The sequence below is a fragment of the Desmonostoc muscorum LEGE 12446 genome, assembly GCF_015207005.2.
In the GTDB taxonomy this organism is placed as follows: Bacteria; Cyanobacteriota; Cyanobacteriia; order Cyanobacteriales; family Nostocaceae; genus Nostoc; species Nostoc muscorum.
In genome coordinates, this window is sequence record NZ_JADEXS020000001.1 from 2,751,292 (window position 1) to 2,776,167 (window position 24,876).

The window sequence follows — 24,876 nt, forward strand, 5'->3', positions numbered from 1 at the left end:
TTTCTTATTAAAACTCTATCCCTTTATGGGTAGAGTATTCTGAATTCTTTATTCTGACTCCTGTTTATGAAAGATTTCTTTCTTGTTAAGTACGCCCCAGAAATTCTTGAGCATACTATAGAACACTTGTTTTTAGTAGGCATTGCCATTGGAATTGCTATATTTGTAGGCATTCCATTAGGTATTTTAATTACACGTAAAACGTCTCTGCGTCAACCAATTCTCGGTATAGCGAATATTCTCCAAACTATTCCTAGTTTGGCGTTATTTGGTTTACTGATTCCCATTGCCGGAATTGGTGTATTACCTGCAATTGTGGCGTTAACTTTATATTCTTTTTTACCAATAATTCTTAACACTTACACAGGTATTACTGGTGTAGATCCAGCGATTCGGGAAGCTGGTATAGGCATGGGAATGACTGATAGACAATTATTATTACAAGTTGAAATTCCCTTGGCAATGGGAGTGATTCTGGCGGGGGTACGAGTAGCAACTGTCATTGCTGTTGGTATTGCGACTATTGCAGCGGCAATTGGGGCTGGTGGGTTAGGAGTATTTATTTTTCGTGGGATATCACTAGTCAACAGTGAATTAATTTTAGCTGGGGCTGTGCCGGCTGCGGTAATTGCATTACTGGCTGATTTTGCAATTGGCTGGATGGAGAAGAAATTAAAAATTACTAACTGAACATTTTTGCGATTGTATCCATGACGTAGCAAAGACGCGATAAATCGCCGTCTCTACAAAAGATTGATTATTGTAGAGACGCGATTTATCGCGTCTGTTGCCTTAACCGAACAAGTAGCGTATAAAATGCGCCGCTAGGCGGTAGCCTAATAAATATCAAACAAAATGGCATAAAAATGCTTACTGTTGCCAAACCGAAGCGAGTTGCAATCGCCATCTTTTCTTTTAGCGTTGTTCTTTACAGCCAAGTAGCATCAGCGGCTTTTTTACCCCTACGCAGCAAAAAGGGAATGGTGGTTTCAGCCCATCCCCTAGCCAGTGAAGCGGGAATTTCCATGTTACGCAAGGGTGGTAATGCTGTAGATGCAGCGGTAGCCACAACCTTTGCTATTTCTGTGGTTGAGCCTTTTTCGGCGGGAATTGGCGGCGGCGGATTTTTGCTGGTGCATTCTGAGAAAACTGGCGACATGAAAGCGTTAGATTTCCGCGAACGCGCCCCCCTAAAGGCTACAAGAAATATGTATTTAGACGCAGCAGGAAAGGTGCGTCCCAATGCAAGTATTAATGGTTATTTAGCAGTGGCGACACCAGGAACGGTGGCGGGACTTTATGAAGTGCATCGTCGCTATGGTAAGCTTTCTTGGCAAGAGGTAGTAAAACCTGCGATCGCCCTTGCTAAAGATGGCTTTATTATTGGCGATGCGTCAACTTGGCGTTCTCTGCAAACAAACCAACTTTATCAGCAACGAATTCTCAACAATCCAGCAGCGCGGGAAATCTTCACTGACAACGGCAAATTCTACAACACAGGCCACAAGCTGGTGCAGCGTGATTTGGCCCGCACTTTAACAGCAATTGCCGAAAATCCCCAAAATTTTTACACTGGAAAAATTGCCAAGGCGATCGCTGCTGATATGGCAAAAAATGGTGGTTTAATTACTCTAGAAGACTTAAAAGCCTATAAACCAATCTGGCGGACTCCAGTTTGTGGAAATTTCCGCAAAGCTAAAATTTGCTCAATGCCTCCACCCTCATCGGGAGGCGTTCATCTATTAGAGATTTTAAATATTATTGGTGACACTGATTTGAAATCTTTGGGATGGCATCATCCCGACGCCATACATTTAATAGTAGAAGCAATGAAGATTGCTTACAGCGATCGCTCACAATATTTAGGCGATCCAGATTTTGTTAAAGTCCCCGTACAAGAACTAACCAGTCCAGCATACGCCAAAAAACGCCGCCAAGAAATTAAAATCGATCGGGCTAGACCCTCCACCGAAGTCAAGCCAGGAAACCTCAATCCCAAATGTCTCCCCTCATCCCCCTGTCCTCGCTACGAATCTCCCGAAACCAGCCATCTTACCGTTGTCGATGAACAACGCAATGCCGTAAGTTTGACTTTCACAATTAACCTGAGTTTTGGTGCTGGTGTGGTGACACCGGGAACGGGAATTATCCTCAACAATGAGATGGATGATTTTGCGGCTGCACCAGGAGTTCCAAATGCCTTTGGTTTAATTGGTAACGACGCCAACAGCATTGCACCCCGAAAAACTCCCTTGTCTAGCATGACTCCCACAATTGTCACAGAAAATAATCGTTTCCGCATGGCCGCAGGTGCCCCTGGTGGTAGCACCATCATCACCCAAGTTTTGCAAGTCATCCTGAATGTATTGGAATACAACATGGATGTTGGTGCGGCTGTCTCGGTTCCACGCATACATCATCAATGGCTTCCCGATGAATTGCGCGTCGAATCGTGGGGTTTAGATGCTTTGACTTTGGAAGATTTACGCCGTCGAGGACACAAAATCAAACAAACTGCACCTTGGGGTAATAGTAACGCGATCGCACTGACAGCCGACGGAACTCTAGAAGGGGCAGCCGATCCTCGCAGCGAAGGTTCCCCAAGAGGGTGGTGAGGGAGTGGGGCATTGGAAGTGTGGGGGGATGGGGAGGATGGGGGAGATGAGGGAGATGAGGGGGGAAAGATTTCTTCCCCATCCTCCCACACCTCCCACACTTCCAATGCCCCATGCCCAATGCCCCATGCCCAATTCCCCAATCCAAAATCCAAAATCCAAAATCTAAAATCCAAAATTCTTTGACTCTACATAGCTACTGCTGCGAAACTCGTTTGCCCGTGCGCTAGGTACTAGTGTCCAACCTGCTTTGAGAAGTTTTTGATAAGTTGCCCAACCTTTAGAACCACCTGGTATCGGATAATCTGGGACTGCCAAATGTCCAAACGCTGTGTAGGGACGCCAGGGTTGACCGGGTTCTGTCTGCAAATACAAAATTTTTTCTCCATCGCCGCCAGACTTCGGTAACCAGCACATTTGTCCGTGCATTGCAAACTCCTTTACTTGTAGCTAAAAAGCATAATGGCAAACTTTTGTCAAGTCAAGCCTCGGCCTTGTGGTATAGTTTTTTGCCTAATACTTTAGACAAAATGTAATTAATTTCTATGTACTTCAGGACAATTACTTAGAAATTCATACCCATGAAGAAAGCTGCTAAGAGGATATAAAGATCAACAGCTTTCCGTCACTTTGTTTCTAGGATGAGGTTTTTCTAATATTATCCGCGCTCTTGATGATTGTATGTAACAAGAAATACTATTTTCTGGAGGTTCGCAATTAGACTATTTATTGTTCTAGTTACATAAGGGCAGATTTTGGAAATTACTTACAGCACTTACGGCAGCTATGAGGTACATCCCCAAATCTGAAAGCTTTGAAAGGAGAGGGCAAGGAGAAAAACTGTATTGCATAATAGCCGGAAGCGCTGTATAAAATTCAGTTGATTAAACACCATGAGCAAACAATATAAAATCTATCTTGATGCTTGTTGTTTAAATCGTCCGTTTGATGACCAGACACAATTGCGTATTTATTTAGAAGCACAGGCAATTATGACAATTCTGAGTCAATGTCAATCAGGAACTTGGAGACTTATCAATAGCAGTGCTTTAATTGCAGAATTAAACCAAACACCCGATTTAGAAAGACTCAAAAATGCCAAAAAATTACTCTCTATTGCTAAGATCAAAATTATTAATAGTGCCTTCATTGAAGAGAGAGCCGCTGAACTCCAAAAATTAGGATTCTCCAGCTATGATGCCACCCACATTGCTAGCGCCGAAAGAAGTCAAGCTGATGTATTTCTCACAACAGATGACAGACTCTTCAAAAAAGCCCAAAAAAGCTCTCAATTAATTAACGTTAAGATTAATAATCCCATTCAATGGCTGACAGAAGTAATACAAGCCGAGGAAAGCAATGATGAAAACCCAAAATGAAATTATCAAACAGGGCTACGATGCTTTAATCAATTCTCTGGGAGTTACCGATACTATTCGGTTTATTCAATATTTCAGTTCCGGCAAAGGAGATTACACCAAAGAACGTCATCAATGGCTAGATGAAAAAACTTTGGCGGATGTTTTCATGGAAATGAAAACATTGCAGGAAGACGACACCAATCAATATGACGAAATTATTGAGTAGCGACTTAGAGAATAATTGAATTCAGCAGATTTGATTCCTGAATTCGTTATTATGCTGCTATAAGTCGCACTCGTTCGCATTCAAGAGAAAATTGATATTTGATCGCCGATAACTTTGGTTATTAGAACAGCGGAGCATACAATTTATCACCAACAATCCCGCGAATTTTCTCTACTAATTGACTGTATACAAAATCAGAGAAAACTGGTTTTGCTCCTTCTAATTGAATTGCTTGGTCTAAATCAATCCACGACTTACAGCCGCTGTATTTAGCATAATAAGCAATTTCTTGTTCTTGGGGTAGCTTATAAGTCCGTAAGAGCAGAATATATAGGGGTTGGCGTGGTTTCCATTTGAGGCGATCGCTAATAAAATGCTCGTTCCAAATATGAAAGGGAAGTAAGCTGTTGACAATAGACTCGTCACTAACTGGCAAAATATCTGTAATTTCAGCCCAACTACCGATGCGAATTGTGTCTGGATGCCAGCCTGATGTTACTGGATAAACATCATTGGCATACTCAGGTTTGAGCATGAAAGCTTGTTGATGTTCATAAGTAGGGTAAAGCAAAATCTGGTTGTGGGCAACTTGGAAATGTCCATTTCGTTCATGAATACCGCCTTTGCGGAGCAACATAATTGTTTTGCCAGTTTCCAAGGCATTTACGGCGACTGCCCATTCTTTGAGAGCATGAAAAGTTGTAGTCAATTCCATCATGTCTACTGTAATTCTGATTTAATTTCAAGCTAAGACCGATAAAGTATATAACTGTCCAGGGAGATGAATTAGGAAGCAGTTATGGAAAAGCGATGTCTAGGTACAACTGAAGTGCAAATCACACCCATTCTGATGGGAACTTGGCAAGCCGGTAAAAGAATGTGGGTGGGAATTGAGGATGCTGACTCCATTAAAACAATTCGAGCAGGATTTGAAGCTGGTATCACAACAATCGATACTGCTGAAGTTTATGGTGAAGGACACTCTGAGCAAATTGTAGCTGAAGCTTTATCTGATGTGCGCGATCGCGTGGAGTATGCCACGAAAGTTTTCGCTAACCATCTAAAGTATGAACAAGTGATTCAGGCTTGTGAACGTTCCCTAACAAACCTAAAGACTGATTACATCGACCTTTACCAAATTCATTGGCCCTCCGGCGCTTTCAATAGTGAAATAGTACCTATCGAAGAAACTATGAGCGCTCTGAACTTGCTCAAGGAACAAGGTAAAATTCGAGCGATTGGTGTTTCCAATTTTTCTAGCGCCCAGTTGGCTCAAGCCGCGAGTTATGGACGTATTGATAGTTTACAACCACCTTATTCTCTATTCTGGAGACAGGTAGAACAAGATGCACTGCCTTATTGTATTGAACACAACATTTCTATCCTTGCTTATTCGCCTCTAGCACAGGGATTGCTGACAGGGAAATTTGCGGCCGGTCATCAATTTGACCCAGCAGATAACCGTGCTAAAAATAAACTGTTTCAAGGCGAAAACTTTGAACTAGCTCAACAAGCACTAGAAAAATTGCGTCCTATAGCCCTCCTTCATAATTGTACCCTTGCTCAGTTAGCTTTAGCGTGGTTAATTGCTCAACCTCAAGCAAATGCCATAGCCGGGGCGCGTTATCCCCAGCAAGCCCAAGACAACGCTTTAGCCGCCCAAATTCAACTTTCTGCCGCCGAATTGGCAGAAATTGATGCCATTGGACGTATTGTTAGCGATCGGTTTGATAACAATCCAATTATGTGGGAATTTTAACAATAGAGTTTGCTTGAGTAAGCCGAACGCTCGAAGATCCCTTCAACTCTCTTAAAAACAGGGTTAGGGATCAAATCTCCACAACGAGATTGCAAAACCTAACAAAACGTCAACTTTGGTAAACTAAGGGTTGCAACTAACAAACCTAGTGATAAATTAAATAGTAGGACACCAAACAAAGCAAAACCAAACAAAAAGGGTAAATGACTTAGTGTCCCCTGTCATCAACCCAAGTAAACTTCAGCATATCAAGATACAAGTGGCGAAAAGTCTAATTGTAGAAGACAAAGCCAAATCCTAAAACGGAAAAACGTATAAATGCGAAGTTTGCTAGTTATTCTGTCCACCTTAGTTATTAACCTTCAGTTAGTTAATTAGTTTAACAATTTGAAATCTGTAAACTCGATAAAACCTGGTCAATCCTGACCAGGTTTTTGGATTTTTATAATTAGAATACTTTACCCACCTTATATATATAAACAAGCCCGTATCAGTGGGCTTGTTTTGTATACTCTAAGAGGATGTTTTAAAAGTCATGATTGATCTATCAAATATTTTTACCCCACCCTAACCCTCCCCTTATAAAGGGGAGGGAACTAGATTTTCTATTTCCCCCCTTTATAAGCAGGGCTGTTTCATTCCATTTCAAACAGGATTTGTCAAGATGGTTAGCAAGAAAATTGTAAGTAAGCGTGACGAAGAGATGAACATTTAAGCACTGAAATATCAGTAAAATAGTTGGTTTCATCGGCATGGTAATTTTCCACCAGGGAATAAAATAGAACAGCAACATATCCGACTGTGAGAGATTGATGAAAAACTATAGCTTTTTAAAGAAAATTACTACAGCTATTATCATAGGCGCTGTTTCTTTTTCCTGTGAATCCAACGTTACCAGAAAAACCGAACAGGCAAAAGCAACTGACAAACCCAACTCACAACCAAATATTACCTATGGCAATTTAATTATTAAAGAGCAATCGGATTATCTCATGATTCCGGTTAATCTTCCAGACCAGTCTCAAGAGAAAGAAAGTAATTTAAGTCTTTCACGTTCTTATGAAAGAAATAACAAATTATTGTATAATCTCATCTTTTATCGTAAGCAAGATGGAGAAGCTCATCTTTTATTAAATAAAAAAGCCATTATTAACTCATTTGATTTATTAGAAATAAAAGCCGCAGACAAACCAATTACAAGAGTTTGGTTGTATAGAATTATTGACCAAGATACAAACGCAGATAAAAAAATCAACACCGAAGATGCCATTGTTGGTTATATTTCTGATTTATCGGGTAAGAATCTCCAGCAAATTACCCCAAACAACACGCAAATTATTAATTGGGTTGTTCTTCCCAGCCAAAATGCAATTTTTCTCAAAATTCTCAAAGATTCCAATAACGATAAAAAATTTACTGGAGAAGACAACACAAATTTTGTGAGGGTGAATCTAGATCAACCCAGTATTGGAACTGAAATTATTAGCGATAAGATAGAACAAGAAATTAAATCATACGTTTTTAAATAATTGAAGAAGAATACAGAATAATCATAGGACTTACCCAAGATGTGAACGAAAACCCAATACTGTTCGGTTAAGGCACTAGACGCGATAAATCGCCGTCTCTACAAAGGAATGATTATTGTAGAGACGGCGATTTATCGCGTCTTTGGAATTTAGAATTTTAATCAAAAAACCTTAACCGAACCGTATTGAACGAAAACCTTATTCTTGCGTAGCGGTAATTCATGTAGACGCAAAGCGGCTTCCCGCAGGGTATTACCGCTACTTTCGTTATCTTTTGCGTAAGTCCTGAATCAATGTAGTGAGGCATAGAGAAGAGGACACGGGGAAAGACTTATTACAATTTGTCGCCCCATCTCCCCACTCCCCATTCCCTACTCCCTCATCCTTGAGTTACACATCTCTGTTCAACATTTATCACTGGGCAATAGACAAAACCCAATCTTGTAAAAGTTGGTTTACTTTATCGGGAACTTCGTCATGGGGACAATGGCCAGCGGTTAGGAAATGTTCTGTAAGTTGAGGATAATATTGACGAAACTTTTGAGAACGTTCTCTAGCATTTATCCAAGGATCGGCTTCTCCCCATAACATTAACAAAGGACAAGTTAATTGCTTGAGTAGCACATCAACTTTTTCTCCTTGAGGCGTGCTAAAAACTGAAACAAACACATCCATTGCCCCAGGATCGTAAGCTGGACGATAAATTTCTTCTACTAATTGGTCTGTAACTGCACTCTTGTCAAGATAAACTTTTTCTAAGGTTTGGCGAATTACCCAACGTTGTCGCACGTATTGAAATAACAAAGATTGGGCTAAAGGTTGTTGAAAAATCCACTTAACCGAGTCACCCAAAAGTTTTTCTAAAGAAGAGGGTTGTTTGGGAGGCTGAATTTGGCTTTGTAAAGCTTCAGGTTCAGATGTCGGCTGACTTTCGCTAAATGGCCCAGCACTATTGAGTAACACTAAACCAGCCGCACTATCAGGACGTTGTGCTGCAACACACAAGCTAGCATAGCCACCAAGAGAATTACCTGCCAAGACTGCTTTTTGACCGATCGCTTCACTGATAAAATCGTGAAGTTGGTCGCGCCATAAGTCACCACTGTACTGCAATTTCGGTTTTGCCGATCGCCCAAATCCCAAAAGGTCGATCGCAAACACTTCAAAATCTTGACACAATCCCGTGATATTCTTACGCCAGTGGTCTGTGGAAGCACCAAATCCATGTACCAAAAGCAAAGGCGGACGTTGCGCTTGCTTCTCTCCCGCACGCACATAGTAAACATTGTGCCCGCGCCACTGCCAATATTTACCAGGAATTGGGTTTGTAGAGGGGGCTGTAGTTGCCTGCATGATTTAAACAAATGTGAAGTAGCTTTTAATAATTGTAGAGTAGGTGGAGAGTGGGGAGTGGGGAGTTAGGAGTTAGGAGTTAGGAGTTAGGAGTTATTATTCTCCCCTGTGCCCCTGTCTCTGCCTTTTTTGCCCAATGACAAATGACAAATGACTAATGACTAAATTAATTACAGGCAAAACTAAACTTTTAGGAGTAATCGGACATCCGGTGGAACATTCGCTGTCGCCGGTGATGCATAATGCGGCGATCGCTCATTTGGGATTAGATTATGTTTATCTGCCGTTTCCCATAGCACCAGAAAATTTGGAGATTGCGATCGCAGGTTTCGCAGCTGTTGATATTGTGGGCTTTAGTGTGACGATACCTCACAAACAAGCAATCATACCCCTGCTCTCAGAAATTACCCCTGTTGCTCAAACTATCGGTGCGGTGAATACTGTTAGCCGCCAAAATCACAAATGGGTAGGCACAAACACAGATATAGAAGGATTTATCGCTCCTTTGCAGACAACATATCAACAAGATTGGAGTCAAAAAGTAGCAGTAATTTTAGGCAACGGTGGTGCAGCTAGGGCAGTTGTCGCAGGATGTCACCAACTAGGTTTTGCCAAAATTTATGTGTTGGGGCGCAATGTGCAGAAATTACAAGCATTTTGCGATAGTTGGAGTAATTCAGCTATAGAAGAGAATTTGCAAGTCGGTACATGGGATGAACTAGCAAAATTGATTCCTCAAGCTAATCTGCTGGTAAACACAACGCCCATAGGTATGTATCCCAAGGTTGATGAGTCGCCTTTGAGCGTGGAGGAAATAGCGAATTTACCAACAGGTGCGATCGCCTACGATTTAATATATGTTCCTAAACCCACGCTATTTCTAGAGCAAGCAGAAAAACAAGGTGCAATTGCGATCGATGGATTAGAAATGCTAGTCCAACAAGGGGTAGCAGCATTAAAAATTTGGTTACAGCAGGAAAATATACCTGTAGAAGTCATGCGCCAAGCTTTACAAAATCACCTGGGTTTAGGGAGATAAGTAATTTTAAAACTTATGACTAGACATGATTTAACTATTGCAAGCGGTAGCATTAACGGATAAATTGTAGTTATTTTCAATTATTGTTACTGCTTTTTCATACATGTTCCTTAAACCGGAATTCCTTTTCTCATGGCTTGCATTATTACTAAGTTTGACAAGCCTATTTCTTAGCTCTTGGATTATACTTCCTGCTCCAAATATGTTTTTACTCACCCTAGCAGTGGGAGCGCCAGAAGTCAGTCCTTGGTTATTTTTATTAAATTTGCTCTCTTTATTACTTTCTTTTTTCTGCATTACTCAGCGTCAACTACAGCCTTTAGCTTGCATTGTCAGTTTAATCGGACTGCTAATTTGTGGATGGGTGCTAGTGAATATTCCACTCACTCAAATGCAGATGGCTCAAGCGATGAAACAAGAGTTAGGAGCAGATTATCTAGAAAAAATTCCAGTTCAACTAAGCACCAAAATGCAAACTCATCCCTTTAACTTAGTTAATTTCTTCCGGGGTATTGCATCAGGTAAAACGCGCCATCAAAAAGATATTATTTTTGCTGCTCCTGGGGGAGTACCTTTAAAAATGGAAGTTTACCAACCACCGCAGGTGGGAAAATATCCAGCACTGATAGTAATTTATGGTGGAGCTTGGCAACATGGAAATCCTAGCGCTAATCCTGAGTTTAATCAATATATTGCTCAGCAGGGATATACGGTATTTGCGATCGACTACCGACACGCACCTCAATATCAGTTCCCAGCACAGTTAGATGACGTGCGTACAGCCCTGAATTTTATTCACAAACATGCAGCCGAATATGAAGCCGATCCAGAACGTATTGTACTTTTAGGACGTTCTGCTGGGGCACACCTAGCAATGCTAGCGGCTTATCAACCGGATGCACCGCCCATCCGTGCTGTGGTCAGCTATTACGGGCCTGTTAATTTGACTGAGGGATACAAAACACCGCCAAGTCCCGATCCTATTAATACCCGTGCTGTTTTAAAAGCATTTCTCGGTGGTTCATTAGATGAATTACCTAATCAGTATAAAATTGCTTCACCGATAAATTACTTAACGCATCCTTTGCCGCCAACTTTATTAATTTACGGCAGGCGCGACCATTTGGTAGAAGCTCGATTTGGCAGACAGATGTATGAACGTTTACATGGCTCTGGTAACACTGCTGTTTTCCTAGAAATTCCTTGGGCAGAACACTCTTTTGATGCCGTTTTTAACGGTGTAAGCAATCAACTAGCGTTGTATCATACTGAGAGGTTTTTAGCTTGGGCGTTGAGCATTGGGAGTCTTCACTGATGACTGTTGACTGATAACTGTTGACTGAGAAGTTATTTTCTCCCCCTGCCTCCCCTGCTCCCCCTGCTCCCCTGCTCCCCACTACTTCTGAGACCAACGCCAGTTATAGCGATTCCATTCGTAAATTCCTTGAATTTCATACTCAGCGCCGTTGAAGAAGCGGACGACGCAATTAGTAGAGGAATTATTGCGTGGGCGTAGCCCGTCGTAGACATCGCTAATTTCATCAACCTGAATCACAATGGATGGAAACCACTCCGGTTTACACGGCCCATCTTCTTGCACCCATTCCCATAATGCATTGCAAACTTCAATGCGATCGCCTACTTTCAACTTTAATGCATCTTCAAAATAAGAATACTTATCAAAATGGTATGACTCAACACGGTTAAGCCACTGTAAACCGTAGCGCTGGCGGATAAATTGTACTGTTCCAGAGTCATTTTCCAACAGCCAATCGTTGAGTAATTGGACTTTCCAAGTACGGTTACGTTGTTCCTCGGTCTTAACAAACTCTAAAAATGCTTCTAACTCCTCTGGGGTAAGTTCGTCCAAAGGATTAGCAATATCTGACGCTTCAGAGTTAAAATTTCCCTGGATTTGCTCAACCACTTGCAATAATATCTGTTTCTGTGCGTCAGTGAGAGGACAGCCTACAGCATCACAACTATTAAAGGCTGCTTGCATAGCTGTTTCAATCTCATCTGGTGTCATAAAAGTTAATAGCAATCGCGGGCTTGTTTACTTAATTATTACAAAAGTTAAATTAAAGTTTCCAATTCACCTGTAGTTATTAGGACTTACGCAACTGGCATATTATTTTTAGTTCGTAGTTTACAAACGCACGTAATATGGGGCTAGAGGCATTAGCGAATACTGGATTGTCGATGCAAAGTTCAAACAAATCACCCTTTGTAACTGGGTGGAAGTCCCGTATGAGGATACGGTGTTGCAGGGTACGGCGACCATTGCATCAGACGTGGTACCCAATTGGGAATTGATAGTTGAGCAGGTGTTTGTTGTTTGACCGTTAACTGTTGACTGTTAACTGTTAACTGTAATTCCGTTGTAAGCTGAGGTTATCAGTTACATAATTTATTGAATAAAATTACGGGGTCGTTTATGCAGTTGCGATCGCTCACGGTCATTTTTATTTCTTGTCTCATCACTTTTCTATCGTGGGTGCTTACTCCCCCCGCTCTAGCGCTGACACAGATTAAACTATTTGATATTTCCTATAAAGATTGTCCAGCAGAACTGGCACAAGGAGCTGTTATCAGTAGTGGTAGCGCCGCTGCCAATTGCTTCATTGTCATTGGCAAGGCAGAAAATGGTACTAAGAAAACAGTTTATGATGCAGATATTTTTGGACGCATCTATGATGCCAATAATGACTCAGTAATGCAAAACCGCACTCGTCTTGGTTCGATTGCTGAGGTACCACCAGGTCTTAGCGATTTTGAATTGAGAATTTCTGTGCCTGCAAATCAGCCTACTCCATTAAAGCTGAAGCAATTCAAGGCAGCTGGATTTAGCGCTGCGGTGCGGAAATAATGAAGAGTGCTGAGTGAAGAAAAAAATACTCAGCACTGAGTACTGAGTAGGATAAATTTTAAGTAGCATAGGTTTGGGCTGGTCAGCCTACACCTAAAATTCTTTAGTTGAACATCGAGCAAACTGCTAATTCTGCACTACACGAGGAAGGCTAGACAGGTAGACCGCCTATAAACCCACCTAGAAATTGCAGCAGTAAAATAGCTAACATTGGCGAAAAATCTATGCCGCCCAGGGGGGGAATAAATGAGCGAAATACATTCAGATAAGGGTCAGTTATCTGGCTCAAAGCGGCAAATGGTTGGTCATACCAGTTGATTGTTGGGAACCAGGTTAAAAGAACCCGAATTAGCAACAGAAAAGTATAAATCTGCGTAAAAGTAGCAAGAGTGGTAATCAGTAATTCCATAGATAACTAGGTTTCCTACTAAGTGTCAAATGCGGTCTTATCTATTGATTTTAATTTAGTCTATGTCATGGTGTTTGCAGGTAAAGCAGTTACCACACTTGGCACTTTTATCATGCCTAAGGAAACTTTAAGAATCTTTAGTGAAAGAGCGATCGCCAATTGTCTGTGGTGAGCCGCCATTCACATTCCCCAGCTGCTTTCGCACTTCATCAATTGTGGCATTTAACTGGGCAATTTTATCTTCTAGCGATCGCCGAGCTGTTTCTATGCTCACACTCTCAGCTTCTGAGGCTTTCATTTGACGCCGCTTTGCTGCTATTCTCTTAGCTTCGGCTTGGCTATCTGTTTGTTCTATCTCTTCCTCTGCTAGCAATTCGGAATCGCGTCGAGAAGCAATCAGCGCTCCGACGACACCACCAAATACACTACCGACAAACGCCCCTGCTAAAAAACCACTGGCAAAACCATCTCGCTGACTCATATATTTACCACCTTCAACAACCTTGCAACTCTTACAGTAGTTATGCCATGAATCTATCCTAGCTGCATACTAACTTAAGTCCCAAAGATGCGATCGCCTGCATCTCCCAATCCCGGTACAATGTACCCCTTGCTGTTAAGTTTTTCATCAATAGTAGCGGTGTAAAGTATTAAACCTGGATAACTAGCACTCAGCTTTTGCAAAGCTGGTGGAGCCGCCACCACACAAACAATCCGCGTTAGAGTTGGATCGACACCCCGCTGTGTCAATTCTGCCATTGCCGCCATGATTGACCCTCCTGTTGCTAACATCGGATCGGTAATTAATACTCGTGTTTGGGGGTCAAATTTTTCTGGTAACTTGTTCAGATAACAATGAGGTTGCAGTGTCTCTTCGTCTCGTGCCAATCCCAGATGATAAATTGATGCCAAAGGTAGTAAAGTCTGCGCTCCCTCTAGTAATCCTAGCCCCGCCCGGAGAATGGGCACTACCGCCACTGGTATCTGTGGATCGATCACAGTTGCTGGACAGGTATCCAAAGGACTCTGCACTGCTATTTCTTGGGTCGGCAACCAGTCACGTGCAGCTTCATAAGTCAGCCATCTTCCCAACTCAGTCATAGCACTGCGGAACAATACTGAAGGCGTGCCTGCATCACGGGCAACTGCCAGCCAGTGTTGTATTAGGGGATGAGGTGGTACATAAACCCGTAATTGTAGCGTCATAGCCAGAAGTCAGCGCCTTTCTATTGTACAAGAACTGAAACACCATAATACTCTTTCCCGCATCCGCCTGACCAGACGGGGACAAGGGGATTGGGGGGGTGTGGGAGGTGTGGGAAGCTTTTTTATATTCTTCCAAGTCTCCCCACGCTCTCCCATCTCCTTAATCCTCTTGGATGACGGCTAAAATTAATCCCTCAATTTTATTGATAAAAATTTTCATTAGTAGTTGACATCAATTCTCAAGCAAGGTTATATTGTTATACAGTGTTCTCCTCTCTTTAAGGATCGGCAGACGGGATTAGCCAGCAGCAGCAGGCTTGTCCCTCTTTTTTGTGATTGGGCATCGGGCATTGGTTATTAGTTAATATTTGGTTGACTCTAAACGAATGACAAAGGACAAATAACAAAGGACAAATAACAAATGACAATTGATGCGATCGTGATTGGGTCTGGGATTGGCGGTTTAGTAACAGCAACTCAGTTAGCAGCCAAGGGAGCGAAAGTGCTGGTACTGGAACGTTATTTGATTCCAGGTGGTAGCGCTGGTTATTTTGAACGCCAAGGCTATCGATTTGATGTTGGGGCATCAATGATTTTTGGGCTAGGGAAAAACGGCACAACCAACTTACTCACCCGCGCATTGTCAGCGGTGAATGTTAAGCAAGAGGCGATCGCAGATCCAGTGCAAATTCACTATCATCTACCCCAAGGTTTAGACCTGAAAGTTGACCGGGTTTATGAAAAATTTTTGCAAAACCTTACTGCTCATTTTCGCCATGAAGAACAAGGGATTCGTCGCTTTTATGACGAATGCCAAAAAGTATTCAACTGCCTGAATAACATGGATTTGCTGTCACTGGAAGAACCTCGGTATCTACTGCGGGTATTTTTCCAGCATCCTTTGGCGTGTCTCGGTTTAGCTAAGTATCTGCCCCAAAATGCGGGAGATGTGGCGCGACGCTACATCAAAGACCCCCAATTATTGAAATTTATCGATATGGAGTGTTATTGCTGGTCGGTGGTTCCAGCGGACATGACCCCAATGATTAATGCTGGGATGGTCTTTTCTGATAGGCATTACGGCGGAGTGAACTATCCCAAAGGCGGAGTCGGACAAATTGCCCAAAAACTGGTCGAAGGTCTAGAGAAGGCTGGAGGTAAGATTCAGTACCAAGCCAGGGTCACAAAAATTCTCACAGAACAGGGACGAGCGGTGGGTGTGCAACTGGCTAATGGTAAAGTATATCGGGGTAAACGCATAGTCTCTAATGCTACACGCTGGGATACATTTCAACAATTACTACCAGCAGAACAAATACCCCATAATGAGAAAGAATGGCAACAAAATTATCAAAAATCACCTAGCTTCTTGAGTTTACATATGGGGGTAAAACAGTCAGTTTTACCTGAGGGGACAGAGTGTCACCATATTTTGCTGGAAGACTGGGAAAAGATGACAGCAGTGGAGGGCACAATTTTTGTTTCGATTCCCACATTGCTTGACCCAGATTTAGCTCCAAGCGGATATCATATCATTCATGCCTTTACACCTCATTGGATTGATGATTGGCAAGAACTTTCTTCGAGTGAATATCAAGCTAAGAAAGAACAGGCAGCTGGGCGAATTATTGACCGCCTAGAGAAGATTTTTCCAGGCTTAGGCGTGGGATTGGATTATTTGGAAGTGGGTACACCCCGCACCCATCGCCGCTTTTTGGGTCGTGAGGATGGTACCTATGGGCCAATTCCCCGACGCAAATTACGCGGGTTGTTGAAGATGCCCTTTAATCGCACCGCCATTCCAGGACTTTATTGTGTGGGGGATAGTACCTTTCCTGGTCAGGGGTTGAATGCAGTAGCTTTTTCTGGGTTTGCTTGCGCTCACCGCATTGCCGTAGATTTAAGATTATAAATTAGGCGTAATTTACAAAATTTTTTATAGTGTGCTTTAATGGTGAGCGGCTTTTGTTCGTCCATGAAGTTTGATCGCAGGAAAAGCAATCATCAATGCTCCTCACACACAAAGAAATTATTCTGAAAGCAAGCTGGGTTCTACCTAGCTTGTTAAGTTTGTTCATGTTTGGTTCCACTGTCAAAGCTGCGGCGATCGCCAATTGGCATTTCAATCGCAATAACAACCATCTGGACTTTACCACAGATGAGAATGTTCAACCCAAAATACAACTACTGGCTAACCCTACTCGTCTGGTAATTGATTTGCCTGGAGTTACACTGGGATATCCGCAGACTAGCGAACAAGTAGGGTCAGTAATTCAAGACATTCGCATCGGGCAGTTTAATGCACAGACTACCCGCATGGTAATTACCTTAGCACCCGGTTAGACCTTCGATCTAGCAGAGGTAAAACTGCAAGAAGAATTGCCCAATCATTGGTCTGTGCAGTTACCCCAGCCGATACCACTGACTGCAACCCAGCCAAAATCTCTAGAAATAACTGCCGCTAGTACTTCTGCAAGAGTGGGTGATTTTCTGTTTGCTGGCGTGGTTCCCATGCATTCACCGATGAAAGCATTGGAACCTCAAGTTAAAGCCTTGATGAGTCGCTACAGTTTTCTGAAAACAGGAATGTTTTTTTTAGATTTGGATACTGGCGATTATCTGGATATTGGAGGCGATCGCGTTTTCCCCGCTGCTAGTACGATTAAACTGCCAATTCTCATGGCCTTTTTCCAAGATTTAGACGCTGGTAAAGTCACCCTTGAGGAAAAGCTGACCATGCGCCGTGACTTAGTGACCAACGGTTCTGGAACTATGCAGTATGAGTCAGTTGGCAAGAAATACACGGCTTTGGAAACCATCACCAAGATGATTACCATTAGTGACAACACCGCCACCAACATGATTATTGATCGCTTGGGTGGCGCAGCGAAACTAAATCAACGTTTCCGCAGTTGGGGACTGAGAGACACGGTAATTCGGCATCTCTTGGCTGACTTGAGAGGAACTAACACCACCAGTTCTCAAGACATGGCCCGGGTGCTGGCTTTGTTAGTCAATAACAAGCTAGTTTCTCCACCAAGTCGGGAGTAAGCCTTAGATATTCTCCGTCACACCACAATTCACACACTGCTTCCCGCAGGTTTGGGGAAAGGTGCAGTCATCGCCAACAAAACGGGAGATATTGGCTTTCTCATCGGCGATGCAGGATTTGTGACTATGCCTAATGGTAAGCGTTACCTGGCGGCTATCTTCGTCACACGTCCCTATAAAGACTCCAGGGGAAGAGACTTTATCCGTCAAGTTTCCCGACTAGTCTACGATTACCTGAGTCAGCCGAACCCAGTGGCAGCAGCTGATTCGCCTAATAGTGCTACAAGATAGAATAGGCGATCACTTCTATAGCATTTGTAACGCGATCGCAGATAAATAACGATAAACATCGTTGCTCAGCCAACGGTGTTTTCAACAAAAAACGTCAGTTATGACTTGACTCTGTTCTTAGGAGTTTTGTGTTTTACTCTACCGTCAGCCTTTTACAGGACAGGATAGTAACTATCCCTTGGATTTTAAGTTTCTCAGACTGCCTTTTGCCTGCTGCTAAGAATTCCTCCGGTTCTGCATAACCTCTAATGATTACGATACGCGATCGCAATTGCTCCGCAGGTTGGGTTGGAGGAAATATATATCGGGAATACCCAAACGAATTGTATGCTTGCCAATTCTCAGGGACTTACCTGCTAATGGATAAATTAAACGTACCTGATTTACTGGTAGCCGAATATGAAGTCTAGAACTTCAGGTCAGATGAATTACACCATACCAACAGAAAATTTCTGTCGTAGCTACATGATCATTTCCACAAAAGAAGGAAAGTATTTATACAATTCTGCATAGCATTTAACATCCTTGAGAGGGATACAAATTCGCTTCACAGCATCGCAATCATCTGTAGGCATTTGACTATCTAGATAGTGAATTTCCTTACGTGTAAGATTGGGCACGTTTATTTCATAAGGATTATCTAATTCTGTTGCATTAAAATTCTTACTAAACTTACATTGTTCTGCCAGATTACAGTAGCTCTGTTCAAAAAGGAGCCATCCAACTGTTAGCATCCGAGAACCATCAGCATAACGAAAATCAAAAATCTGCTTATAATTAAGCTTTTCGTCTTCTGAACGTGCTGAATTAGCGTTACTAACACTTTGTTTCAGTTGATTATTAATTATTCTTTTATACAGATTTCCTAGATTCTTCCCAGTTAAATCAATCGGTTCGTGTATGGGAATTTTTTCATTAGGAAGTCTTTCGCGTAACTTATCTTCTCTAAATTTGTTTATTTCTTTTATATCCCAACCTTCCTTTGGGGGTCGGTCTTGTTCTGCACTAGCTGTAACAATTAAAACGCTTCCAGATACTAATTTGCTTGTAAGGGTATCAATATCATCTAGAATTGTTTTTTCTAATGGGCTATCATAATCAAGCCATACAATCGATTTTTTATTCCATTCAATTGTCGGCAGAACTTCATAGGAAGCTCCATACTTGATTTCAATACACCCAAAAGGTTTATTATATTCAAAACGATCTTTAGCATTATTGTCTTTTTCTATACTTATCATATCCTCAATATGTAAGGATTTGTGAAATAGAATAAAGTCACTAAAGTAAGTTGAGCCAAAACCTACATATCTATAATTTGTCAGTTCTCCGAACGGACTTAAGCATCGAAGAGAATCGCATATAATCTTTCTTTCAACTGCTTTTGCAGGACGAAGGCTGTAATTAATTTTTGAATAGCTACCAGCCATCATCCTTATCCTTCGTTGTTTAAATAGTAATCAAAGGTTTTTTCACCGATCTCTTTATTCGATGAAACATTTAATAATTCTTTAACTAGCTCAATTTCTTCAATTGGTTTGTTATATTGTATAGTGCCACGGTTCTGACGAGGCGGTATTGCTGATTGCTCAGGAATTTGAAAGGTTGTACTTGTATCTGCTTCAAATACAGAGTGAAGTGAAGTTTGTAAATATGCTTGCTCAAGTAAACTCTCAGATATTTCACCACGCTCTACACGGCTCTTTTCATCTGCCATTTTTCTCAAGAATGTAAGAACGGGAACCGTTAGTTCAGATACTTGTTGTTTGATTGCTTTGTAGATTGGTGAGTCGTAGTCAATCCCTGTTTTCGTCGTTGTCCAAGGCAAATAAACAGCATCATCAGACTCGAAGAAAGCGTAGCCTCTAAAAAATGCAAAATCAGCATGATATTTTGGGAAACCACTTTTTGTACCCCAACCCATTATTTCAGTTTGGTCAGCTTCAAGAACCATACGTTCATTGCAGAATACATACCATCCACCTTCATTTAGACTTCTATCGGATACACCAGCATACAAGCTAACCCGCACTGGTGTATCTATTTCACAACTTCCAAAGTACTTATACTCTTTTTCAAATTTTGCAACTTTAATATTGTCAGAAGTACGAAAATTAAGGGGAGTTGGACGCAGTTCCTCATTATTTATACTAATGCTTAATCCCTTTTTTAGTTTTAATGAATATGCAATTGTTAATTCTTGCCTTAATTGCGATAGGAAATTTTCTAATCCTAAGTCTTCTGACACGCTTTCATGCAATTTTTCAATTAATATTCGAGTTCCAATCTCACTGGATTCGTAATCACCAATTTCTTGAACTTCTAAAAATTCAAATGTCCATTCATTTTTCTTTTTCCATTCTTCTACATCTTCTGAGACTACAAATTTTGAGCTAGAGGTAGTTGATTCAACTGTAAATTTTCTTCCGATCTTGAAAAAAGCTCGCTTCATCCCAATTCCGAATCTTCCAATCGATTTTGGCGTTAATGCAGCATCATTTGCTCTTCCAAATTTGAAAGCATACTCCTCTGCCTCCTTTACCTCTATTCCTCCACAATTATCTTGAATTTCAAATTTTTCTTTGTTAGCTAAAATTTTTATCCAAAGCCCTTCATAATTCTCATTACTCTGTAAATGAGTTGCGCCATCTACTGAGTTGTCAACAAGATCAATGATCGCACGAATAAGCGGTATATCTCGCACCAACATATATATGAATAAATCTTTAGTAGGTTCGGCATGAATTACCCGTTGATTACCACTCATTTGATTTCACTTATTTATGAGATATGCTTTTTATAGCCTAGTTTAGGAATAAATTTAGCTTGCGTCCATTGGCTTTTGCGCCTAACCATAAAAATAACCCCTGAGAGCGATCGCATATCTGATCAATACAAGCGTACTCTGTCAAGGGTTATTGTTCAACCGTTTTATTTATTGTTGAATCGAATTATTTATTGTTTAACCGAAGTATCTTTCCACACATCTATAAAAAGTATAAAATTATACTATTCCACAGTTACACTTTTAGCCAGATTGCGAGGCTGATCCACATCCAAACCACGACGGGCGGCAATATGATAAGCCAACAATTGCAAAGGAACTACTGTGAGGAGGGGAGAAAGCAATTCTTCCACATGGGAGACAGGGAGTAAATCGTTAAAAATTTCCGCAGCTTCGCCATCGTTGACGGGAGTCACGCCGATTAACCGAGAATCTCTGGCTTTGGCTTCTTGGGCATTGGAAATGACCTTTTCATACACACTACCAGGTATTGCGATCGCCACCACCGGCACTTTCGCATCTAAAAGCGCGATGGGACCGTGTTTCATCTCGCCAGCTGGATACCCTTCGGCGTGAATGTAGCTGATTTCTTTTAATTTCAACGCCCCTTCTAAAGCAATGGGAAAGTTAATTCCTCTACCTACAAAAATGAAATCTTGGGTTTCAGCAAATTCATGTGCCAGTTGTTCGCTTAAACGTTCTTGACTTTCTAATGTTGACTCAATCTCTTTAGGAATTTGTCGCAAGCCATTAATAATTTTCTCTAAAGTTTCTTTTGAAACTGTCTGACGTTGAGCGGCTAAATCTAATGCCAATGCATAAAACGCCATCAGTTGGGCGGTAAAAGTTTTTGTCGCTGCTACCCCAATTTCAATTCCCGCTAACGTACTAATAATATGTGGCACTAGATGGCCAAGGCTGCTTTCTGGACGATTCGTAATACCTAAGAGTCGCGCTTCATATTTGGCTTCTTTGCCTTGGCGGCGTTCTTTTTCCATCGCCAAAGCTGCTAGGGTGTCAGCAGTTTCCCCTGATTGAGTGACACCAATAATCAAAGTATTGGATGTCAATGGTGATGGTGCATAGCGATACTCAGAAGCGTAATGTACTTGAGTTGAAATTCCTGCTAGTTGTTCAATTAAATATTTGCCGATTAATGCAGCGTGCCAACTTGTACCGCAAGCGACGATGTGAATTTGTTCTAAATCTGTATATAAATCTTCAGGTAAACCAAGATTAATTGGCGATCGCACATTTTCTTCTACATTATTAAAATAAGCTTCTAAACTAGCTCTCACTACCCCTGGTTGCTCATGAATTTCCTTGAGCATGAAGTGTTTGAATCCCTGTTTTTCTACCATCGTGGGATTCAAGTTGAGTAGTCGGGGTTGTTTTTTAAGCCTGTCCCCAGCAAAATTGTAAATTTCAACGCCCAAAGGTGTCAGGCGGGCAATTTCGCCATTTTCCAAAGGTAGCACTGCACGGGTGTAAGCAACGATCGCTGGCGTGTCGGAAGCACAAAAGAATTCTCCTTGACCAAAACCAATCACCAAGGGTGCTTGTTGACGAACAACAATCAATTCATCAGGATAATCAGCACAAACCACTGCAAGTGCAAATGCTCCTTGTAGGTGGTTAACAGCTTGGCGAATTGCCTCTAGGAAAGAAGATGAGGGAGATGAGGGGGGAAAATTCTTTAAAAATTCGGCTATGAGGTGGGGGATAACTTCGGTATCCGTTTCAGAACGAAAAACGTATCCTTTGGCTTTGAGTTCTTCGCGTAACTCGCGGTAATTTTCGATAATGCCATTTTGCACCACCGCCACTCGCATTGCGGTATCCATGTGGGGATGGGCGTTGTATTCTTCTGGCTTACCATGAGTCGCCCAGCGAGTGTGACCAATACCAATTTGGGCAGGGGTTTCAATTTGTTCCAGTTTAGAACGTAGGTTATGCAGTTTGCCCTTGGCCCGCACACAATGAACCTCACCTTCCCAAACAGTGGCGATTCCAGCGGAATCATAGCCCCTGTACTCTAGTTTTTCCAGCCCAGCCAGTAAAATGTCTGTCGCCGCTTGAGTGCCTATATATCCAACGATTCCGCACATTGCTCACACCACTTTTTTTGAGGATGATTAAATCCAGTATAGTTGTTACCACAAATTGGGTGTTTTGCAAAGAAAAAAGGGAGTGAATTACTCCCTTTACCACTAGGTATTGTCATAGATTTTCGGTTTTTTCAGCAGATTCCCCGCTTTTGACCTGACGGTACAAGGGAGGCTGCGAGAATTTAGATAACCAGAAATTTTATCCCCAATCTAAAACTAAGGTGGGCAGTACCCAACGCCAGTTGACGCCATCTTTGGAGACCAAAGCACTTCAATGGCTCCCCTAGAATGCTAAAGGTGCTTGCTATTGAGACACTTTAAAGTTTTGAGTGCTGAGTTCCGAGTCCTGAGTGAAGAATCAAGAAATTGTTTTTTCAATTTACTTGTTTGTATCTCAGCACTAGGGACTCAGCGAGAACTTTGAGCGCCAGGTTCCGGCGCTCAAAGTTCGGTGACTCGGCACGAGCTTTTTAGTAAGCCAGACCCATACTGCGAGTTGTTTCAGCGCCCAGGTAAACCCGGATGCTCAAAAAGTCGGTGGGGCAGGCAGTTTCACAACGCTTACAGCCAACACAGTCTTCTGTACGAGGTGAAGAGGCAATTTGAGCAGCTTTGCAGCCATCCCAAGGAACCATCTCCAGTACGTCTGTGGGGCAAGCGCGGACGCATTGGGTGCAGCCAATGCAGGTATCGTAGATTTTTACGGTATGAGACATTGAAAAAACGGCTCCTTTCGAGTGTTCTTCTCTGCGAAAGAATCATAATCAACGCATAGTTTACCGCAGTGGTTGATAGGCCGTAGTCAAAAGGCTACATAACTTCAAACAATTTAATAGGCACGTTAGAAAATTTGTTTTTGCGAGATCGTCCCTATTGACCTCTAAATTAGCAACATTATAGGAGCGTATTTACCCTACTCATATACCATAATTAGGTTATATAGTAAAGTCATTTACAAGAAAAATCACTCAAAAAGATTTAGATCAGAAGGTTATCTATAGTACTTATTTATTAGCTGCTATGCTACTGTCAAATACAGTAAATTTGTAACAAAATATTAAATATGTAGCATTAATTTTAAATTAAGTGTATTTGTAATAATGATTTGGCGATCGCACACCCGTCCAAACTGAAGCGATCGCAACTTTTAGGGTAAAGAGTAGGAAATCAGCCTTTTCGATTTGAAGACCAGTTTCTTCACGGATTCAAATAGGACTCCTAATATATCCTCAATAGCGAACTATGTCTTGAAAAAGGCAAATTACAGAGTCTTAGAAAACCAATAGTTACAACTAAGACAATTCGTCATGTGATTAGCTCACATAAAAAATCGAAAATAGGACGATTCGCACTGAGCAATTGTCAGCGATCGCTCTCCGATAATTTGTATATTTGACTTTTTAATTTTGGTAAATTCATAATTTTTACTCTGATATATTTCAGAGTATTTCAGAACTAGCAAACTCATCATTGTTCAGAGAAAAGTTTGTTGTAACTGTTGGCTCACTAGCTATTTCTACTAGTTTTTCTGGCGGATATTTGGCATCGTCAAATTTATCTTTTGTATACTCTTTTTCTCGGATTTCACGAGCAATACTTTCCAGTAGCCAAAGTTGTTCTTCCACAGACAAGGCACGGATGGAGCGCTCAATTTCTAGTAAATTCGGTGATATCATTTTGCTTGTAATTTCCAAAAACGTGTATTTTTCAAAGCTATTATACTCAGTCTATCTGGTTAATCCAGAGCATCGCCAATTCCCCATCATTTTTCCCACGCCTATCTTTTCACAAATCAAATGAAATTGCTATAAACAACCATAAGCCAGTTTTATGACATTTTAATTAAGTATTACTGCTCAATCAAAATGTACGGTAAGCTTGTTACATGAATTACGAAACAGCTCGGAAACTCCTGATAGATCAGACAATCACAACCCAGGATTACCCAGATGCGCTGTTAGAGCGTATGAAATATGGGAAACCGCCAGTACCTGGTCAGATTACCTCAATTTTGTTGGCATTGAAAGTGGTGTTTGAAGCCCTCAAAGATGCTCCCACCCTAGACCGAGAACTAGTTTTGGCGCTTTATCAGTTAAGCATCAAAGCGCAACAGCTATTTGCCGCAGGGCGTAAAGCCGGCATTGATTGGCCACCGCTATTGAAAGAAGATTTGCTACGAATTTCCTTAGGAGCTGAAAGTATCTTTTCGGGTACATGGCAAACCTTAGCTTCTGTGGGCTTGGAGAAACTCTAGAGAAGGGAGTGGGGAGTGGAG

General features: G+C 41.6%; 25 protein-coding genes and 1 pseudogene. 12 read left to right on the plus strand and 14 right to left on the minus strand.

The window, feature by feature from the left end; translation table 11 throughout:
• Nucleotides 1-66 precede the first annotated feature (66 nt).
• Nucleotides 67-690 (plus strand): ABC transporter permease, encoded by a 624-nt coding sequence (locus IQ276_RS11855; RefSeq protein WP_193917086.1) that lies wholly within the window; start codon nucleotides 67-69, stop codon nucleotides 688-690.
• Between the two features lie 176 nt (nucleotides 691-866).
• A complete protein-coding gene (gene ggt / locus IQ276_RS11860; RefSeq protein ID WP_193917084.1) occupies nucleotides 867-2,615 on the plus strand; it encodes a gamma-glutamyltransferase in 1,749 nt (582 codons plus the stop codon).
• A 165-nt stretch (nucleotides 2,616-2,780) separates the two neighbouring features.
• Here ggt and IQ276_RS11865 read toward each other — a convergent pair whose 3' ends face one another.
• A complete protein-coding gene (locus tag IQ276_RS11865; RefSeq protein WP_193924040.1) occupies nucleotides 2,781-3,044 on the minus strand; it encodes a hypothetical protein in 264 nt (87 codons plus the stop codon).
• A gap of 464 nt (nucleotides 3,045-3,508) precedes the next feature.
• Here IQ276_RS11865 and IQ276_RS11870 point away from each other — a divergent pair, with 464 nt between their 5' ends.
• Together IQ276_RS11870 and IQ276_RS11875 are read left to right on the plus strand one after the other, a co-directional pair.
• Nucleotides 3,509-3,994 (plus strand): PIN domain-containing protein, encoded by a 486-nt coding sequence (locus IQ276_RS11870; protein WP_193924025.1) that lies wholly within the window; start codon nucleotides 3,509-3,511, stop codon nucleotides 3,992-3,994.
• Nucleotides 3,978-4,202 carry a hypothetical protein gene (locus IQ276_RS11875; RefSeq protein WP_193924041.1) on the plus strand — a complete coding sequence of 75 codons (225 nt, stop codon included), beginning with the start codon at nucleotides 3,978-3,980 and terminating at the stop codon, nucleotides 4,200-4,202. The genes IQ276_RS11870 and IQ276_RS11875 overlap by 17 nt, the downstream gene beginning before the upstream one ends.
• A 121-nt stretch (nucleotides 4,203-4,323) precedes the next feature.
• On the opposite strand, the gene IQ276_RS11880 is transcribed toward IQ276_RS11875, so the two are convergent.
• Entirely contained in the window at nucleotides 4,324-4,920 is a 597-nt protein-coding gene (locus IQ276_RS11880; protein ID WP_193924018.1) for a DUF1802 family protein, read from the minus strand.
• A gap of 81 nt (nucleotides 4,921-5,001) precedes the next feature.
• Here IQ276_RS11880 and IQ276_RS11885 point away from each other — a divergent pair, with 81 nt between their 5' ends.
• Both IQ276_RS11885 and IQ276_RS11890 read left to right on the plus strand, forming a co-directional pair.
• Complete coding sequence (locus tag IQ276_RS11885; protein ID WP_193924012.1) at nucleotides 5,002-5,961, plus strand: aldo/keto reductase; 960 nt, start codon at nucleotides 5,002-5,004, stop codon at nucleotides 5,959-5,961.
• Nucleotides 5,962-6,773: 812 nt separating this feature from the next.
• Nucleotides 6,774-7,490, plus strand: a complete 717-nt coding sequence (locus IQ276_RS11890) for a hypothetical protein (RefSeq protein WP_193917027.1) — start codon at nucleotides 6,774-6,776, stop codon at nucleotides 7,488-7,490.
• 414 nt (nucleotides 7,491-7,904) lie between these two features.
• On the opposite strand, the gene IQ276_RS11895 is transcribed toward IQ276_RS11890, so the two are convergent.
• The gene (locus tag IQ276_RS11895; RefSeq protein ID WP_193917025.1) at nucleotides 7,905-8,843 is read right to left on the minus strand and encodes an alpha/beta fold hydrolase; all 939 of its coding nucleotides are present in this window, start codon (nucleotides 8,841-8,843) and stop codon (nucleotides 7,905-7,907) included.
• Between the two features lie 157 nt (nucleotides 8,844-9,000).
• On the opposite strand from IQ276_RS11895, the gene IQ276_RS11900 reads away from it, so the two are divergent.
• Together IQ276_RS11900 and IQ276_RS11905 are read left to right on the plus strand one after the other, a co-directional pair.
• Nucleotides 9,001-9,882: a shikimate dehydrogenase gene (locus tag IQ276_RS11900; protein ID WP_193917023.1), complete on the plus strand. Its 882-nt coding sequence runs from the start codon at nucleotides 9,001-9,003 to the stop codon at nucleotides 9,880-9,882.
• A gap of 103 nt (nucleotides 9,883-9,985) precedes the next feature.
• Nucleotides 9,986-11,197 (plus strand): alpha/beta hydrolase, encoded by a 1,212-nt coding sequence (locus tag IQ276_RS11905; RefSeq protein ID WP_193917021.1) that lies wholly within the window; start codon nucleotides 9,986-9,988, stop codon nucleotides 11,195-11,197.
• An 81-nt stretch (nucleotides 11,198-11,278) separates the two neighbouring features.
• Here the strand turns inward: IQ276_RS11905 and IQ276_RS11910 are convergent, their stop codons facing one another.
• Complete coding sequence (locus tag IQ276_RS11910) at nucleotides 11,279-11,911, minus strand: hypothetical protein (RefSeq protein ID WP_190882250.1); 633 nt, start codon at nucleotides 11,909-11,911, stop codon at nucleotides 11,279-11,281.
• 408 nt (nucleotides 11,912-12,319) lie between these two features.
• On the opposite strand from IQ276_RS11910, the gene IQ276_RS11915 reads away from it, so the two are divergent.
• Nucleotides 12,320-12,751: a biotin carboxylase gene (locus IQ276_RS11915; RefSeq protein ID WP_193917284.1), complete on the plus strand. Its 432-nt coding sequence runs from the start codon at nucleotides 12,320-12,322 to the stop codon at nucleotides 12,749-12,751.
• Between the two features lie 151 nt (nucleotides 12,752-12,902).
• On the opposite strand, the gene IQ276_RS11920 is transcribed toward IQ276_RS11915, so the two are convergent.
• From IQ276_RS11920 to upp, 3 genes are all read right to left on the minus strand, one after another.
• Nucleotides 12,903-13,160, minus strand: a complete 258-nt coding sequence (locus IQ276_RS11920; protein WP_193917286.1) for a YggT family protein — start codon at nucleotides 13,158-13,160, stop codon at nucleotides 12,903-12,905.
• Between the two features lie 127 nt (nucleotides 13,161-13,287).
• A complete protein-coding gene (locus IQ276_RS11925) occupies nucleotides 13,288-13,641 on the minus strand; it encodes a ssl2009 family thylakoid membrane protein (RefSeq protein WP_193917289.1) in 354 nt (117 codons plus the stop codon).
• Between the two features lie 74 nt (nucleotides 13,642-13,715).
• The gene (upp, locus tag IQ276_RS11930; RefSeq protein ID WP_190882547.1) at nucleotides 13,716-14,366 is read right to left on the minus strand and encodes a uracil phosphoribosyltransferase; all 651 of its coding nucleotides are present in this window, start codon (nucleotides 14,364-14,366) and stop codon (nucleotides 13,716-13,718) included.
• A 421-nt stretch (nucleotides 14,367-14,787) separates the two neighbouring features.
• Here upp and crtH point away from each other — a divergent pair, with 421 nt between their 5' ends.
• Nucleotides 14,788-16,278, plus strand: a complete 1,491-nt coding sequence (gene crtH, locus IQ276_RS11935) for a carotenoid isomerase (RefSeq protein WP_193917291.1) — start codon at nucleotides 14,788-14,790, stop codon at nucleotides 16,276-16,278.
• A gap of 95 nt (nucleotides 16,279-16,373) precedes the next feature.
• Nucleotides 16,374-17,708 (plus strand): annotated as a pseudogene (locus IQ276_RS40935) (serine hydrolase).
• 133 nt (nucleotides 17,709-17,841) lie between these two features.
• Here the strand turns inward: IQ276_RS40935 and IQ276_RS40940 are convergent.
• The 7 genes from IQ276_RS40940 to IQ276_RS11970 form a co-directional block, all read right to left on the minus strand.
• The gene (locus tag IQ276_RS40940) at nucleotides 17,842-17,979 is read right to left on the minus strand and encodes a hypothetical protein (protein WP_373690505.1); all 138 of its coding nucleotides are present in this window, start codon (nucleotides 17,977-17,979) and stop codon (nucleotides 17,842-17,844) included.
• Nucleotides 17,961-18,107: a type I-MYXAN CRISPR-associated protein Cas6/Cmx6 gene (locus IQ276_RS40945; RefSeq protein WP_373690623.1), complete on the minus strand. Its 147-nt coding sequence runs from the start codon at nucleotides 18,105-18,107 to the stop codon at nucleotides 17,961-17,963. The genes IQ276_RS40940 and IQ276_RS40945 overlap by 19 nt, the downstream gene beginning before the upstream one ends.
• 62 nt (nucleotides 18,108-18,169) lie before the next feature.
• Nucleotides 18,170-19,141 carry an O-methyltransferase gene (locus tag IQ276_RS11950; RefSeq protein ID WP_228043078.1) on the minus strand — a complete coding sequence of 324 codons (972 nt, stop codon included), beginning with the start codon at nucleotides 19,139-19,141 and terminating at the stop codon, nucleotides 18,170-18,172.
• Between the two features lie 2 nt (nucleotides 19,142-19,143).
• Nucleotides 19,144-20,475 carry an ATP-binding protein gene (locus IQ276_RS11955; RefSeq protein WP_193917293.1) on the minus strand — a complete coding sequence of 444 codons (1,332 nt, stop codon included), beginning with the start codon at nucleotides 20,473-20,475 and terminating at the stop codon, nucleotides 19,144-19,146.
• Between the two features lie 242 nt (nucleotides 20,476-20,717).
• Nucleotides 20,718-22,601 carry a glutamine--fructose-6-phosphate transaminase (isomerizing) gene (gene glmS, locus IQ276_RS11960; protein WP_193917294.1) on the minus strand — a complete coding sequence of 628 codons (1,884 nt, stop codon included), beginning with the start codon at nucleotides 22,599-22,601 and terminating at the stop codon, nucleotides 20,718-20,720.
• A gap of 470 nt (nucleotides 22,602-23,071) precedes the next feature.
• Complete coding sequence (psaC, locus tag IQ276_RS11965; RefSeq protein ID WP_012411495.1) at nucleotides 23,072-23,317, minus strand: photosystem I iron-sulfur center protein PsaC; 246 nt, start codon at nucleotides 23,315-23,317, stop codon at nucleotides 23,072-23,074.
• A gap of 723 nt (nucleotides 23,318-24,040) precedes the next feature.
• Nucleotides 24,041-24,277, minus strand: coding sequence for a hypothetical protein (locus tag IQ276_RS11970; RefSeq protein ID WP_193917296.1), 237 nt, complete (start codon nucleotides 24,275-24,277; stop codon nucleotides 24,041-24,043).
• A 209-nt stretch (nucleotides 24,278-24,486) separates the two neighbouring features.
• Between IQ276_RS11970 and IQ276_RS11975 the strand changes: the two genes are divergently transcribed.
• Complete coding sequence (locus IQ276_RS11975) at nucleotides 24,487-24,855, plus strand: Dethiobiotin synthetase (RefSeq protein WP_235115598.1); 369 nt, start codon at nucleotides 24,487-24,489, stop codon at nucleotides 24,853-24,855.
• Nucleotides 24,856-24,876: the final 21 nt, after the last annotated feature.

Bases quoted from the DNA above. Each gene is read 5' to 3' on its own strand.
- IQ276_RS11905 (WP_193917021.1), top strand. From the start codon at position 9,986: ATGTTCCTTAAACCGGAATTCCTTTTCTCATGGCTTGCATTATTACTA.
- IQ276_RS11895 (WP_193917025.1), bottom strand. From the start codon at position 8,843: ATGCAGGCAACTACAGCCCCCTCTACAAACCCAATTCCTGGTAAATAT.
- IQ276_RS11890 (WP_193917027.1), top strand. From the start codon at position 6,774: ATGAAAAACTATAGCTTTTTAAAGAAAATTACTACAGCTATTATCATA.
- crtH (WP_193917291.1), top strand. From the start codon at position 14,788: ATGACAATTGATGCGATCGTGATTGGGTCTGGGATTGGCGGTTTAGTA.
- IQ276_RS11915 (WP_193917284.1), top strand. From the start codon at position 12,320: ATGCAGTTGCGATCGCTCACGGTCATTTTTATTTCTTGTCTCATCACT.
- ggt (WP_193917084.1), top strand. From the start codon at position 867: ATGCTTACTGTTGCCAAACCGAAGCGAGTTGCAATCGCCATCTTTTCT.
- IQ276_RS11950 (WP_228043078.1), bottom strand. From the start codon at position 19,141: ATGATGGCTGGTAGCTATTCAAAAATTAATTACAGCCTTCGTCCTGCA.
- IQ276_RS11880 (WP_193924018.1), bottom strand. From the start codon at position 4,920: ATGATGGAATTGACTACAACTTTTCATGCTCTCAAAGAATGGGCAGTC.
- IQ276_RS11920 (WP_193917286.1), bottom strand. From the start codon at position 13,160: ATGGAATTACTGATTACCACTCTTGCTACTTTTACGCAGATTTATACT.
- IQ276_RS11900 (WP_193917023.1), top strand. From the start codon at position 9,001: ATGACTAAATTAATTACAGGCAAAACTAAACTTTTAGGAGTAATCGGA.
- glmS (WP_193917294.1), bottom strand. From the start codon at position 22,601: ATGTGCGGAATCGTTGGATATATAGGCACTCAAGCGGCGACAGACATT.
- upp (WP_190882547.1), bottom strand. From the start codon at position 14,366: ATGACGCTACAATTACGGGTTTATGTACCACCTCATCCCCTAATACAA.
- IQ276_RS11855 (WP_193917086.1), top strand. From the start codon at position 67: ATGAAAGATTTCTTTCTTGTTAAGTACGCCCCAGAAATTCTTGAGCAT.
- IQ276_RS11870 (WP_193924025.1), top strand. From the start codon at position 3,509: ATGAGCAAACAATATAAAATCTATCTTGATGCTTGTTGTTTAAATCGT.
- IQ276_RS11885 (WP_193924012.1), top strand. From the start codon at position 5,002: ATGGAAAAGCGATGTCTAGGTACAACTGAAGTGCAAATCACACCCATT.
- psaC (WP_012411495.1), bottom strand. From the start codon at position 23,317: ATGTCTCATACCGTAAAAATCTACGATACCTGCATTGGCTGCACCCAA.
- IQ276_RS11955 (WP_193917293.1), bottom strand. From the start codon at position 20,475: ATGAGTGGTAATCAACGGGTAATTCATGCCGAACCTACTAAAGATTTA.
- IQ276_RS11970 (WP_193917296.1), bottom strand. From the start codon at position 24,277: ATGATATCACCGAATTTACTAGAAATTGAGCGCTCCATCCGTGCCTTG.
- IQ276_RS11910 (WP_190882250.1), bottom strand. From the start codon at position 11,911: ATGACACCAGATGAGATTGAAACAGCTATGCAAGCAGCCTTTAATAGT.
- IQ276_RS11875 (WP_193924041.1), top strand. From the start codon at position 3,978: ATGAAAACCCAAAATGAAATTATCAAACAGGGCTACGATGCTTTAATC.
- IQ276_RS11925 (WP_193917289.1), bottom strand. From the start codon at position 13,641: ATGAGTCAGCGAGATGGTTTTGCCAGTGGTTTTTTAGCAGGGGCGTTT.
- IQ276_RS11975 (WP_235115598.1), top strand. From the start codon at position 24,487: ATGAATTACGAAACAGCTCGGAAACTCCTGATAGATCAGACAATCACA.
- IQ276_RS11865 (WP_193924040.1), bottom strand. From the start codon at position 3,044: ATGCACGGACAAATGTGCTGGTTACCGAAGTCTGGCGGCGATGGAGAA.